The organism is Lapidilactobacillus gannanensis, assembly GCF_003946675.1.
Lineage (GTDB): Bacteria > Bacillota > Bacilli > Lactobacillales > Lactobacillaceae > Lapidilactobacillus > Lapidilactobacillus gannanensis.
Genome location: NZ_RHOT01000004.1, coordinates 1 through 14,666 on the forward strand (window position 1 = coordinate 1; position 14,666 = coordinate 14,666).

Consider the following 14,666-nt stretch of genomic DNA (forward strand, 5'->3'; position numbering starts at 1 on the left):
ACTGAAAGGATGTTTTTTTCGCTAAAGCTTCTCTGACCCCCACAAGTAAAACTTGTGGTTGCATTTCTACATAAGAATACCCACAAAAGGCCTGCTCAACTAACAATTGAGTAGGCCTTTTGTAGTACAAATTAATCCTTATCACAACTAACCTCAATAGCACAACAGGTATAAATAATGCTTAAAATCCTAAATAAATTTCTCTCACAACTGTTTAATAAAGCGGCAATCCCCGTCGTACGTGATTAATTAAACATTCAATTCTTAAAACACCTATTTTTAAATCGACTTAAACCTTCGCTGTTGCGTGCGTTTACTAATCCCCGTCTTTCGTTCAATCATCTTATAAGTCATGCCTTGTTTTCGCAACTCATAAGCAAATCTGATCTGTTCATCAGAATACGTTTTCGGTCGCCCTTCCCGAAACAACGGATCATGTTGCTTGGCATACAATTTACCTTCTTGTGTGCGCGTGACAATCATATCGCGTTCAAACTGCGCAAAGGCGCTAAATATTGTAAAGACTAATTGGCCAGTCGGCGTATTGTCAATTAAGCCCATATTCAAAATGTTGACTTTGACATTTTCTTTAAACAACTCTTGGATAATGGCTAATGCCTCGCGCGTGTTCCGTGCAAACCGATCCAACTTAGTAACAATCAAAGTATCGCCTGTTTTTAGAACGCGCAACAGTTTTTGAAACTCCGGTCGTTCGGTAGTTGTGCCGGTAAACTTTTCTTGAAAGATTTTTTCTGCTCCTGCCAATTTTAGTAACTCAATTTGATTTGCTAATTTTTGATCAGTGGTACTGACCCGCGCATAGCCATATTTCATCTTTTTATCTCCTCACTTATGTCATTAAGTAATGACACGATTCTAACCCTTTAATTATAGAGCATCAAAAAAGAGGCCACAACTGTTGAGTTTTGTCGCTTAAAGCATAGCACTAGGGAGGCTTAGATGCCTTTTTTTGTTATTAAAAAGGGCCTAGTACTTTTGGAATGGAAATACTTTCCAACACCAAAAATTCTAGACCCGATGAAGTTGGTGACTGTCTGTACGACATCTGCTGGGCCAAACGTATAGACTGCTGCCTGATTGGTTCCTAAATCGTTGTAATAGTTCACCTAAAGCCCTTCTTTATGCTGTTTCAACTCTGTCCCGGTACCGCTGATGGCTTTAGCAGAGAAAAGTACTCGGCAATCACGGTTGCCATGAGTTGCCGCCGCTGATTGAGAAAATCTGGATAGGTTGAGAAGTTGCCGTTCACGATGTCAACCGGAATTGCATTCTCGGCCAACCCTTTTGCAGTCGAAAATTCAGTTACTGCTGGATCCTTCATATACCGTTCTGGTGCCAAATCACTGATCTGTAAATTTCGGGGTTGTGTCAACCAGCAATAATTGGCAATTTGATTGATCTCATTCTGTTGTGCGCCATGCTTACGCAGATACGCCTTGGGGAAAATATGGTGAATATTGCCCTCTTGACTGATCACGGTCCGCACCGTAACATCCTTTTCCAACCAGGCAACGGTCTGGTTGTGTACCTGAGCCATTTGAAAAATTCGCCAACCGTTGTTCTGCGTACTTTGAGTGGCTAAATTATTCGGTAATTGAATTGTCCAATAGGTCTCTGGCAGTGCATCCGCAATTTCTTTTTCCACTGCTGCAACGACATCAGCACGGTGAAACAGATGACTATCCTGCTCCATCTGTGTTTCACTGGAGCCACTATACCGGCCAGTCAAAGCGGACATAATAATCCACTGTTTAACCAGTGACTCGCGGACAGACTGAAGTATGCCGTTTTGTCCTTTCAAGATCAGAAACAACATATATCCAGCATTCAGGAACGCCGTGCCATTGAATTGCAGCTTACCGCTGATCATGCCGAGACTTTCCAGAATCATAATAAATCGGCGAAAGTCTGACTGATTAACAAAGTCATCAATTCCTTCACCCAACTTACTATATGCCGCCGCCATGGCTGTTTCCGTGTATTTCTTGGTCTCAAAATCACGGCCAGAAATCAGGGCAACAAGATCTGCATGTTTTCCTCGACCAAAATGGCTGCCCAAAATCACATGGAAAATATCGCCAAAGGCCGGTTGATAAAGGGTCGTGTTTTCACTCACGATCCAGGCAATCTTCTGCATTGCCGCCGATTGTGCAAATTTTGGATCAGACTCTTGAATACCAGACAACGCCGACGCGTCAGCTTGCAGATTGGTGAAATATTCAACCATTTTTCGTTGAATATTGCCTTGATGCAGAGTGTCCGCTGACATCTTAGACATGATGAAGTCCGCAGTGGATAGTCGGGTCCCCTGTGAATTAATCCGGTTAAAGATTTCAGTCACCTGATCAATCGTCAGCGCATCTGACAGGCTGATATTGCCGACGCCGTATGACGTAATGCGCTTCAAATCATCGATTGCGCGCGCCACTTCGTCTGGTGAGCAGTCATTGGCCTGGGAATAGGCGGTAATGAAATTGAAGCTTGAGAAGTCATCCGCAAAAACTTCCGCTATATCACTGATCCAGCGTTTGTCCTTCTGGAGCAAAGCATTAGCCGTTTGAAATTCCCTGGTCAAAGGATTAAAAGCAATACTAATCCGCCGCCGCTTAAATCTTCGGTCGATAATCTTCTGCCCCGACAATGCGGTGGCTAATGCTGTGAGACGCTGCTGCCCATCGATCACGATCTTCTTTCCAACAGAGATTGACCCATCTTTAAGCCGAATACTGGGGTTATTCCAAGTGATAATGTAGCCAATCGGAAAACCATTAAACAACGAATCGATTAGATCCCGAACTTTGGTCGAGGGCCACACAAATGGCCGTTGCAGTTCCGGCAGCCCAATCTCCCCAGAGTTAATCCACCCCAATAATGTACCAATCTGACTATTCTGTACGTCGTATTTCGAATCTGTCACGGCTGATTGCCTCCCTTATACGTCTACGCTACTGCTGCACACCCAATGCCTTCATCACCGCATCCTCAATCGTGTTGTAGAACTTCAGCGAGAAAGCCGCAATCAAATCTCCCGGCACCGTACCCAATTCACTCGTGGCACTGGATGGAATCAAGACCGCCTTCGCCCCGCTATCCAGGGCCACCTGTAGCCGATCTGCCAGACTATCCATCTTTTTGATAGTCCCGCCAATGGAGAAATCCCCCAGGATGGCTAATCCGCCGATGACTGGCTTGCCCACCGAAATAGAAACCAGGGCTACATAAGTCGCCAACGACAATTCCGTCGCCATGGCGCCATTATTCAGGTTAGTCGCGTTGACGATATAGTCATGCTGCGCCGGCGCAATATTCTGACTAACCTGGGAAAAATTGGCCTTGAGGTAATTGAACGCCGTATCCATTTCTTCCTTCGCCAACCGATTGGACTGAATCCCGGTCCAGCTCGTCTTGCCGTTGCCAGCCGTCATCTGCGATTCCAATTTTATCAGACTCAACCGCTCATCCGCATCATAAGCAACGGTGTAAACTTGGCCAGGCTTCCCCTCATTCTCAGGAATCAAGCCTGTCGAACCCTGCTCTGGCACTGGTACGAAATGTTCGTCGTAAGTCTCCTTGTCGATGTAAGAAAAGTTCACATCGTAGAACTCCATGCCGCCAATTTTCTTCAGCTGCTCTTTCACCCGCCGGCGCATCTCCATGGCAAACGTCAGAATCTGGGCAACGTCCTCCTTCGTAAATTTACCGTCAGGGTACAGCAACTTCACCATTCCGGACACCGTCTTACGCACCGCAATGGTGTCCCGCTGGTTCAACTGATTGCCCAGGGTGAAGTACTTGTCGAACGCATCGCCGTAAGAAATTTTTCGCAGCGCCCGCATGACTTCCGCGAAGTAATCCGTGATCAGGCCATACCCATTCGTGAAGAAATTCGGCCGATACTTCGGAATCTCCCAGCCAGGCAAGTAATTGTGGATCCGGTCCAAAAAAGCCGTGTCGTTAGCCATGACAGCGGGAAACGGATCAAACAGATTGGACGTCCGCATGACCACGTCCACCGGCTGATTGATATTCCCAACAAAGACCATCCCGGCCGACGCCTGGATTTCGTCCCGGCCCCGAGCAAAGGAGCCAGAGGCCATGTAGTCCTTCATGATCTGCACGCCATCGTTGTCCTTGAACTTGATGCCGGCCACTTCGTCAAAGGCCACGACGTCCCACATGCCGACTAGCCCCACTTCATGCCGCGCCATATTGAAGAACAGGTTGGCCACTGTCGTCTGACCACCAGAAACCAGAATCGAATTGGGCGATAATTCTTTGTAGACGTGGGACTTCCCAGTACCCCGGGGCCCGAGCTCCACGAAGCTATAGTTATTCTCGACAAACGGGATCAGCCGCGATACCATGAGCCATTTCACCCGATCGTCAAATTGTGTCGGCTCCATGCCAATTGTCCGCAGTAACAAGTCAATCCACTCGTCGGTCGTGAATTTCTCCCGGGCATCATAAACTTCCTGCATGTTCACAGACGGCACCTGAACCGGGGTCAGCTGATCAATGAGAAAATGGTCATCGCTGGTATGGTCGTACTGCACCCGTACGATGGACCAAATGCCGCCCACCAACAGCCGCTCATAGTCCTGGACGTAGCGCTCATCCACCGGTACACCGGTGATCCCCAAGTTGCCAAACGCCGCCTCGTATCGGTCCTTATCCGAGTTCAAAGTCACGGTGATCTTGTCAATGACCGTATACGCTCCCTCTTCCCGAATCCGAGACTTCACCTTTTCCGCCTCGTCTGACCGCACGTAGTTATTAGCCAGCGTCTTCTTGACGTTTTCCACGCCCCGTTCAATGATCACCGGATCCGAGCTGTTGGCATACTGCCCCAGCAGGAACTCCAGCACGTAGGTAGGGACGTTCGCCCCCTCCTTGATCTTTTGCGTCAGATCCTTGCGCACGAAGCGCCCGGGGAAAAAGGCCTCCAGCTTGTCCAGCAAGTCTGTCTGCACGTTCTCTGCCGCTTGCTCCTGAGCAATGGCTTCCGCTGGCACTGCCACATCCCCGTCACTCTTCGCTCGTAACTTTTCTTTCTCTTGCTTGTTATCAGATGTCAAAGCTGAAATCCCCTTTAATCGTCAAGTCCATTTGATATTGAATCCGCTGAATCTCTTCCTTGGTTTCCGCATTCTGAATAATCAGGTAGTATGCGCCGCTGTTGTCGAAGTCCCGATCCTGCAAGGTCAGGTAGAAGCTCTGGCGCCGGCTCGGGCTCTGAGGATCATCCTCCCGGCTATCGGCTACATAGCGTTGTTCGTTAGAAATGGGGTGATCCTGGCTATCGACAAAGTAGAGTACATAGGTGGCGGCGGTGGTCTTATCGGTTACCGGTTCTTCCTGAGAAATGGGCACCATCACGCTGCGGCTGGTGATGCGATGGGCGCCTTCAGTGACCTTAATCGACACCGGTGTGGCCTTGGATCGACCACTCTGTGTCCGCACGTGCAGCACCGGCACAATCATCTCTTCCGGTGACGCGCCGCCATGCACGTAGTTTTGTCCAGCTCCGGCGGACTTGAAGATACTATCCGTGGCCGGATAATAGACACGCCGCTGATCAACATTATTCAGCAGTGCCCCCAGACGCTGTGACCGCACCCCGGGCTGCTCGATGGTCTCACTGCTGATTGCATAGCGCTGCCCCAACACGTCCAGATCGTGGCCGCTGATGTCGATCTTGTCCGCCGAATCCAGACCAGACCGTTTGTACAGATAGCCATGATCGGCGGTCACGATGATGTGCGCTACACTTAAATTACGCAAAAAACCGATTGTCCGCGCAATTGTGTTGATGGCTTCCTCGGTGGCGTTAAAGACCTGCTTCTCGGTCTTCGCGTCATCACCAGTGGCATCCACTTCGTTGTGGTACAAGTAAACCACCTTTTGCCCCGCCAAGAGTTGTTTTCTTTGCGGCGTATCCCAGTCTTTGAGAAAAGTCATCACATGGTCGGCGTTGCTCTGCGGATCCCGATTTTGCAGGATCTGACGGCGCTTCTCCAGCGTGTCTGCTTTGAGTCCATCCACTAAGACTGTCTTGTCCGGCTGATAGGTTAATGTCTGATGAGGCAGCAATGCTGGCATTCCAAAATACGTCACAGAGGGCAAGCCAGAGTATACCGTATCGAGTTCTGTACTGTAGACATCCTGATCATCCAGCTTGCGTTTCAGCTCCGCTGCAGCTTCAAACCGAAAGGCATCAGAAATAATCACGACGATCCGTTCCTTAGGAGAACTGATAAATGTCCGATAAAAACTGCGCTGCCAGCTACGCGGTTCAACGTCTCGCGGATCAAACACTGTGGTCCAAGCTGTCACCGTCGGGGTGAGAAATTCATTGACGTAAGTGTTGTCCACTTTGTCAGCGATACCTTCCAGAAGATCCGTAAGGTCAATGGCAATCCGGTCGTAGCGCTGAACGAAATGCCGGTACGCTGTATCCACCGCATAATCGGTGGTGATGTATTGTTCTTTGGCGGCCGCTAAGTTTTTCACCTCACGCCGGCGGTACGTGAGAATCACCAAGGCAGCCTGCAGTAAGGCATACGCATCATGATACGTTTTACCGAAGTACATCTTTTCTCGTTGCGTCAAGACATCCGCCAACGGCGTCGTCCCCGCCACAGCATGGAAATCATCAGCCTGCAATCGCTCGACAACCCACGCCAGGATTTGCCGGTCAAAGTTGGCAAACACATCCGTCTTGAGCAAGTCCACAATATCCAGTTGCTGGAGCTGCCGGGAAACACCACTGAAGCTTTCAAGACGCTGCCACACTGCTTCGGCCAACTGACGATATGTATCCGCAAATGTCTGGTCATTTCTCGCTAAGGACAGAAAGGTGACGGCATTGTTGGCGCTGGTCAGCTTGTAATTATCGATACTCCGCGGCAGATCCTTCTCCATTTGGTAATAGGCAAAGTTCAAATACAGGGCCGTCGTGAAATCCAGCAGCGAATTGGTGGCACCATTGAAGCCATAGGCGTTCCGCACGTTCTCCCAGAACTGGGTGAGCAGACCATATTTTTCAAACTCTGCTAGAACTGGATTGGTATCACCAATGCCGGCCTGCAGCACGGCCCGCAAGACCATCGTCATGGTGTGATCACTGGCCCCGGCCAGCGCAGCCATGATGGCCATCTGCAAATCCTTGCCCGGCTGATAGAGTCTCTGAAATTTGGCCTGGCGGTCTTTGCTGGCAAAAAACCGTTTCTGCTCCTGGAAGGTCGCGGCATCCTCGTCCGGCACTCGCAACTCCTGCCGCAGCATGACCAGCGCATTAGCGGTGTATTCCCGCGAATAGTAAAGCATGTCCGTCATGAAATTCTCCGTCAAATCTGGCTTCGGCGCCGGCGAATAAACCAAGGCCGACTGCCCCTGCTGCTCCATCGCCACCAGCGTCAGCTTGGTCTTAAACTGCTCGTTTTTCCCCATGATAACGACCGGTTCCCGCAACTGCTCTGTAATATCCGCAATGTTGTCCGCAAACTCGCCCTGCGCGTCATACCAAAAGACAAAGTGATTATTGTCCGCAAACAGTTTCTCAATACCCGCCACGATCTTCTTGTTGTCTAGCTCCGCCATGTTTTCCATTCTCCGTTCCAATGTCCGCTTATTCGTGTTCTCAACCTGTATTAAGTATAACGAAGGTCCTCCGCCAATGCCATACTTCGCTAATCTTATTGTTCACTCCCAGCTATCAGAACGGGGTGATTAAGGAGCTTGTAACTGAAGTGCCGCGGGATGATTTTGACGTGGAGAAGGAGGGGCAGGTCGAGATCATTGGGTGGTTGTACCAATACTATAATGAAGAACCTAAGGATGTTGCCTTCAAAAAAAGCAAGTACGCGGCATCAGATATTCCAGCCGTCACTCAGTTGTTCACACCAGATTGGATCGTCAAGTACTTGGTTGAAAATTCGCTCGGCCGCTATTGGATCGATGTGCTCCATACACGCGGTGATCAACGGTCTGAACAGGATATTGCCCAGAGTTTCGGTTGGCGCTATTTCATGCCCGCTGCTCAGCAAACTGAGGATGTTCAGCAACAACTGTTGGCGATCAACAGTCATCTGTCAGACAAGAAGCTTCAACAGATTACCTTCTTAGATCCTGCCATGGGTTCTGGCCACATCCTGATCTATGCATTCGATGTCTTCATGCAGTTATATCAAAGCGAAGGCTATTCAGCACGAGAAGCCGCCAATAGCATTGTTACCAACAACCTGTTTGGTCTAGACATCGATCGGCGCGCCTACCAGCTCGCCTACTTTGCAGTGATGATGAAGCTCCGGCAATACGTCCGGCGCGCACTGACTCAGTCCGTTGAACCGCAACTGTCGGATATTCCGAAAACTAATATTCTCAATGATGATCTCAACGAGTTAACCAGAGCCTATGCTAATCAGTTGTCACAGCAACAAGCCAAGTCCTTTCAGAGCACAGTGAAGGAGTTCAACCGGGGCGATGTTCTCGGTTCCTTGATCAAACCCATCCTTGACCAAGGAATACTGTCTGAACTCCAAGCAAGTGCAGCCACAGAGCCAGAATCAGCACAGCTTTCCTTTGCGACGACAAATTTCAATTTTGAAGAGATGTCCCGCATCACCCGTGTGCTTACTATCTTGGCTGCCCAGTACACAATCGTAGTAACAAATCCACCCTATATGGGGTCTGGCAAAATGACACCGAGCCTTTCAAAGTTTGTCAAAAGGGAGTATCCAGACAGTAAAGCAGATTTATTTGCTGTCTTTATGGAATTGGCACAGAAGTTGAATGTCCAGAATGGATATCACGCACTCATTACCCAACATCAGTGGATGTTTCTGTCTAGCTTCGAAAAGCTGCGAGTTAAGTTGCGTAAGAATGTACTCGTCAATATGGCCCACTTGGGTACCCATGCGTTTGAAGAAATTGGGGGCGAAGTGGTCCAATCAACTGCGTTCGTGATGAGAAATGCGTCTATACCGAGTTATGTCGGCACATACGAGAGATTGGTGAATGCTCCTTCTCAAACGGCTAAAGAGGACGCGTATTTGGAAATGGTGAAAGATCCTTCCTGCAAGGGTCTCTATCGAACTAACCAAACGAACTTTGAGAAGATTCCGGGAAGTCCTTTATGTTATTGGATTTCAGATCGAGTTTTAAAAGTTTTCTCGCTGCCTAAGAAAATCAATGACATAGGATTCTCTAAAAAAGGTCTTGACACAGGTGAAAATACGAAGTTTTACAGACTATGGTTTGAAGTAAATAATGAAGCAGATTATTGGATTCCCCTTAATAAAGGAGGCAAATTTCGCAAATGGTATGGGAACCACGAATACGTTATAAATTGGAGTCAGAATGGATCAGCTATCAAAAGAAATGGAAAGGCAAATATTAGGAACGAAAAATTCTATTTTAAACCCTCTGTCTCTTGGTCTGACGTTACTTCTGGAAAACTGTCTGCTCGATTAACACCTTCTGGCTTTATCTTTGATGCAACTGGACCATCTTATTTTGGGGCCAATCTCTTTTCGATGTTAGCCTATATGAATTCAAAAGTGTTCGCTTCTATAGCAACTTTAATGATGCCTACAATTCATTTCACAAATGGACAAGTTGGGCTGATACCATACAACACACAGGCCGATTCAAATCAGAGGATTGTTTTCCTTTCAAAAGCAAACGTTTTGATTTCAAAAACAGAATGGAACAATTTTGAACAATCTTGGAAATTTGACTATCATCCCTACATGTTTCATATCGCTGAGCATACGGTATTGGTAATTTGCCATATCCATCGGCGCATTTCAAAAATCCGCGTCACAGCTAAGCATCCATTCAAAAAGTTGGCCACCTGGTGGCATAAAATACAGAATGTGCCAAAAAAGTGCCAAACATTTGGATTAGGAGGACATTAACATGGTCAGTTACCGAAAAAGAGGTAAGGTGTGGCAGTACGAGATTTCGTACAAGGATCTGGATGGCGCCTACAAAAAATTACGAAAGTCTGGCTTTCGCCTCAAGTCTGATGCGGAGTTGGCAGCTAGTCAGGTGAAGTCGCTCTATGCTGATGTACGCCAGTTCAAGGCGGGCGAAATTCCACTGAGCATCTATTTCGAACGCTGGATAAATCTCTATAAGCGGAACTCTGTAACTAACGTCACTTTCGTCAAGTACGAAAACACGCTGAACCACATCCGCAAGATCTTCGGCAAAATGCCGCTGAAGGATATTACCCGAACAGTTTACCAAGAACGGCTGAACGTCTTTGCTCGGGATCATGCGCCGCGCACTGTATCTGCATTCCATAAGCAGATCAGGGCGGCACTGCTTGATGCCCTGGATGAGCACATCATTCCCAACGATCCAACACGTAAGGCCGTCGTCACAGGAGTGGCAGTACACCGGCCAAAAAAAGCGTTGGATTACGGTGAATGGCAAAAGCTGATTCACCATCTAGACCCGGATCAAATTCCCGAGATGATGATTTACTTGGCTGCTGTTACCGGCATGCGATATGCGGAGATTTTGGGAGTGACTACTAGCGACATCAATTGGCAAGAAGGTACCGTGGATGTTAATAAAACCTGGGACTACAAATACCACGCCGGCTTTAAGAAGACGAAAAACAAGGCGTCAATGCGTAAATTGTCGCTTGATTCAATTTCCTTACACCACCTGCACGTTTTCGTAGAAAACCACCTCACATCACCGAATGCTCCGCTCTTCTTGATCAACGGGCATGCCATGGTCAGCGCTGAAATCAACCAAGTATTGACTAATAAATTGCGTACACTGGGATTGCCTCGGGTAACATTCCACGGTCTCCGCCACACCCATGCCTCAGTTCTCCTTTACCAAGGTGTGAGTGTCCTTTCTGTCTCTAAGCGCCTCGGCCACAGTAGCATTACGACTACCCAATCGACATACCTGCACATTATCAAGGAATTAGAGGCAAAAGATACCGATAAAATCCTGGCAATTCTCGAGAATGCATAGTTGGCACATCTGTTGGCACAAAAATCCCCTCCAGATCAATTCTAGAGGGGAAATATCTATTTAATGGGCGTCAATAACTTGACGTCTGCTTGTACTTTCTGGTGGTTCACCACGACGCCGTCATCCAGGTCAATCGCAATGTGCATGTTGGCGACGTGTTGGAGTTGAGCGTCATACTTCACCAGTTCTTCCAACTGTTTGCGGGTATGGTCTCGCTGTTTGATTAACTGGTTCTTCTGACGCGTATTGGTCTCTGAGGTGATGAAGGTGTCCAACGTGGTCACCCGCTTTTCATAAGCGGCCTGTAGGGTGTGTAAATACGATGTGCGAATCATCGCCATCGTGTCGCCATCGTACCGATGCAGGTACATCAGTGCTTTGAAGCCACCTTGCCGACCGGAGTCCAATTGCCAATAGATCGGTCGTTTCTGATAGATAGTCAGATGGTTCTTGTAGAAGTCGTTGAACAGATAACTCCGAATTTGATCTTCCGCTGTGTCGCCCGCTTTACCCAGTGCCTTGGCAATGAACGTGAGATTCTCTTCCAAATGTTCTTCACCAAAAGTAACCGTCAAAAACTCCCGGAAGCGGTGCATGATATCCCGATCATCGCCAAAATAATCAGAGTCAGTCAGCACAATCACATCATCCGCATTGGGTCGATAGCTCGTGTACTTCGAAGCATCCCAATCGCCACCAGCAAATGCCAATCCTGGCGTATCTAGCGAGTACCGGCCAAATGTGACTCCAATAAAGTAGGACATGAAGGCGCGGATGTCCCGTCCTAGATCTGCCTTACGTACCGAAACTTCTTTGTCAGACTCTTCTGGGGACAATTCGTCTTGCAAGCCGTACAGATCAATAAAGATCTTGTTTAGTTCTTCTTCGTTCTTCTTCAGTTGATCGAACCGATCTTGGGCTTCTTGTTTCCACTGATTGAAAGCTGCTTCCACGGTCCAATTTCGATTATGCTCAGCGATGTGAGCAAGAAGGAATAATGGCGAAAAGTCTGGCACGGATTCCTGATATGCCCAATCTTCTTTTGACAATTGGTAACAGGCGTGGGATTTGTCTGAAATAATACCGTATTTATTGGCATCTTTAATAACTGCAAGTTCAGATAAAGTTCCTGGCTGATAATTCATCGTTGGGTTTAAGAGTGTTAGTAATTGGGCCACAACCGGTGTTGAAAGAAGCCCTTGTAGATACCAAATATCTTGCGGATTTTTGAGAAACATCATTGAGCCCGCGTTATCAAACAGATGTCCCTCAAGAACAATTCGAGAAGAAAAAGATCCAGAAGACAGTGCATTCCACGTTATTCCGGGATTGAATATATAATCGAGATTGTAGTTGTGAGACCTAATTTTACCCTCTTCCCCAGCAAAATGACGAATTTGATAGCCATCATTTTTCCAATTTACCACATATTGATTATTGCCATACCATTTTCGATACTCGCCACCCTTTTCATAAGAGAACCATTTCTTCTTAGTTGCTACTGCATCCTTTCTTGATTGAGCAGAGAAACAAATATCTCGACTATCAATTTCATACCAGTAACGCAGGAAGCGAGTGTTGTCAGCTGTGGCCATCCCTAACCGTGGTGTGGCAACCTTTTGCAGAGTGCCATGTTGGTATGCAGAATAAATTGTTGTCGTTGCCCAGTAGGCGATCTTTTCCCCAGGAATTTTATTAAAGTTCGTTTGGTTAGTTCGATAGAGATATTTCACCCCCGGGTCGGCAATGGCCTCTTGTACTTTCTCCGCTTGAATCATCATGCCACCCTTGAAATCAGACAAGCGTAAATACGTGCCAGTTTCATCGTTCTTAGTGTTCTTCAAGACAAAAGTGTTGATGGGTACCGTTGCTTCTTCAAAAGCCGAATATTCAAGCTGAATTAGGCTGTCGATTTTCACATTGGATAGGAGTGCTGTACGCAATTTTTCATAACTCTTGATGAACATCCAGACAAAAGGCGTCATATAGCCGGCGTAGCCGTTAACCTTCGTCATATTGATATTGTGCCAAATGAAAACAGAGAACAGATCCGCAGAATAATCCTTATAGTGCTTCTTCACGTACTTCTTCAGGGTACTGTTCATCTTGTTCAAGTATGGCGGATTGGTTACCACAACATCGTATCGTTGGGTCATCGTTTCCGCAGTGGCAATGATTTCCAGCAATTGCTGGGCTGTCTGCTGGTTGCCAAAGAGGCTAATCTTTTGAGCTGTCGCAACTGGTTCTAACGCATTCCACATGCCAGCATAGTCATAATTGGCTGGCAACTCAATAACCGAGCCAAGTGTCTTGGCATCCATAAAGTGGGCGGCAATGTCTTTGATCTCGTCAACCACTTCTGAGCTTGCTTTCAAGGCATGCAGGAATTCTTCCGTTACTGCCGGGTCAGCAATGAAGACGTGGATATTAGGCATCACACTGCGGTTTAATGCTTGGCGATCATATCGACGCAATTTCATCATCAGTGAGAAGTACGAGAGCTGAAAGGCCCGTCGGTCGATTTCCAGACCAAATAGGTTATTCTGAATGATGCTATTAGCTGCTTCACGTTTGGCATAGCCTTGATCCTCGTACATGGTCATCAGCACATCAAACGCATAGGCCAAAATATGACCCGAGCCCATGGCATTATCCATCACTTGGATTCTGGTGATGTCAAAGTCTGACTGATCTGGTGTTATGTCGCCAGGTAGTAAGTACTTGAGCTTCCCCTTAACCGGTGAATCTGGATAATGCTCCAGATATTTCTTACCCAGTGAATTGTCCACCATGTAGCGGACGACCCAGTCGGTGGTAAATAACTGCGTGGCTGCAGGAATGTCATCAGTTTTTACCGGTCCGCCATTGATGTTCACCACTTGATCATGGGGTTCTTCATTATAGTATTGGTACAACCACCCAATGATCTCAACTTGCCCCTCCTTCTCCACGTCAAAATCATCCCGCGGCACCTCAGTCACGAGCTCCTTAATCACCCCGTTCTGATAGCTGGGAGTGAACAATAATTGGAAGGCATCAGTTGTTTTCTCAAACAAATGGGGTAAATTGGCGTTCAAGGCGTTGGCCTGCTTCAAAAACAGTAGTCGATACGCATTATCCATCGCCGCTGGCTCTTGAGTTTCTTGCGCATGTTGAATGAGATCTCGCTGCTCATCAGAAAAGCCGCCAAGATCGTCTTCAATTTCCAGTGCATGCGCCAAAATATCCGGTTCTGCCCGTCCTTCTTCGGAAGAAAGCACGGCAACCCGGCTTGGCAAATAATGGTTCACTTCCATGAATCGTAATGCGATGATCCGGTTGAACCAGGTGTATGACGCTTCTTCCACGAGATTATCATAGGCGGTATGCCAATCATCCTTGGCTGCCGCGGTCTGCAACCGCTGAACTAAGCTGACCCGGCGCGACGTATCCCGCCCACTGACCCCTTCCGTGTCGTTTGGCACATAGAAGGCAATCTCAGCCGTCGATGTTGGCAGTTTCTCTTTTACACCGTCTCTGGTGATCCCCACTTGGGTCAGCTTTAACTCAACACTCTTGATGAGCTCGCGGCGGGCTTTCACCGCGAAATCATGAATCTTCTTTTTATCCATTGCGATTCCTTTCAAAATAACGGCCACTCCCACGAA

Annotated in this window: 7 protein-coding genes; 2 read left to right on the plus strand and 5 right to left on the minus strand. The window is 47.6% G+C overall.

Annotated features, from left to right (window positions below; translation table 11 throughout):
• Positions 1-279: 279 nt before the first annotated feature.
• The 4 genes from EKM81_RS01855 to pglZ form a co-directional block, all read right to left on the minus strand.
• The gene (locus EKM81_RS01855) at positions 280-834 is read right to left on the minus strand and encodes a recombinase family protein (protein ID WP_020923829.1); all 555 of its coding nucleotides are present in this window, start codon (positions 832-834) and stop codon (positions 280-282) included.
• A 316-nt stretch (positions 835-1,150) separates the two neighbouring features.
• The gene (locus EKM81_RS01860; protein WP_125647590.1) at positions 1,151-2,938 is read right to left on the minus strand and encodes a GmrSD restriction endonuclease domain-containing protein; all 1,788 of its coding nucleotides are present in this window, start codon (positions 2,936-2,938) and stop codon (positions 1,151-1,153) included.
• Positions 2,939-2,966: 28 nt separating this feature from the next.
• Entirely contained in the window at positions 2,967-5,039 is a 2,073-nt protein-coding gene (brxL, locus tag EKM81_RS01865; RefSeq protein ID WP_191987257.1) for a protease Lon-related BREX system protein BrxL, read from the minus strand.
• A 46-nt stretch (positions 5,040-5,085) separates the two neighbouring features.
• Complete coding sequence (gene pglZ / locus EKM81_RS01870; RefSeq protein WP_125647596.1) at positions 5,086-7,620, minus strand: BREX-1 system phosphatase PglZ type A; 2,535 nt, start codon at positions 7,618-7,620, stop codon at positions 5,086-5,088.
• A 125-nt stretch (positions 7,621-7,745) separates the two neighbouring features.
• On the opposite strand from pglZ, the gene pglX (EKM81_RS01875) reads away from it, so the two are divergent.
• Positions 7,746-9,938: a BREX-1 system adenine-specific DNA-methyltransferase PglX gene (pglX, locus tag EKM81_RS01875; RefSeq protein WP_263853315.1), complete on the plus strand. Its 2,193-nt coding sequence runs from the start codon at positions 7,746-7,748 to the stop codon at positions 9,936-9,938.
• A 1-nt stretch (position 9,939) separates the two neighbouring features.
• Complete coding sequence (locus EKM81_RS01880) at positions 9,940-11,019, plus strand: tyrosine-type recombinase/integrase (RefSeq protein ID WP_125647602.1); 1,080 nt, start codon at positions 9,940-9,942, stop codon at positions 11,017-11,019.
• Positions 11,020-11,075: 56 nt separating this feature from the next.
• Here the strand turns inward: EKM81_RS01880 and pglX (EKM81_RS01885) are convergent, their stop codons facing one another.
• Positions 11,076-14,630, minus strand: coding sequence for a BREX-1 system adenine-specific DNA-methyltransferase PglX (gene pglX / locus EKM81_RS01885; protein WP_125647775.1), 3,555 nt, complete (start codon positions 14,628-14,630; stop codon positions 11,076-11,078).
• Positions 14,631-14,666: the final 36 nt, after the last annotated feature.

Excerpts from the sequence above, each read along its gene's own strand:
- pglX (WP_125647775.1), bottom strand. The coding sequence starts at position 14,630 with ATGGATAAAAAGAAGATTCATGATTTCGCGGTGAAAGCCCGCCGCGAG.
- EKM81_RS01880 (WP_125647602.1), top strand. The coding sequence starts at position 9,940 with ATGGTCAGTTACCGAAAAAGAGGTAAGGTGTGGCAGTACGAGATTTCG.
- pglZ (WP_125647596.1), bottom strand. The coding sequence starts at position 7,620 with ATGGCGGAGCTAGACAACAAGAAGATCGTGGCGGGTATTGAGAAACTG.
- EKM81_RS01855 (WP_020923829.1), bottom strand. The coding sequence starts at position 834 with ATGAAATATGGCTATGCGCGGGTCAGTACCACTGATCAAAAATTAGCA.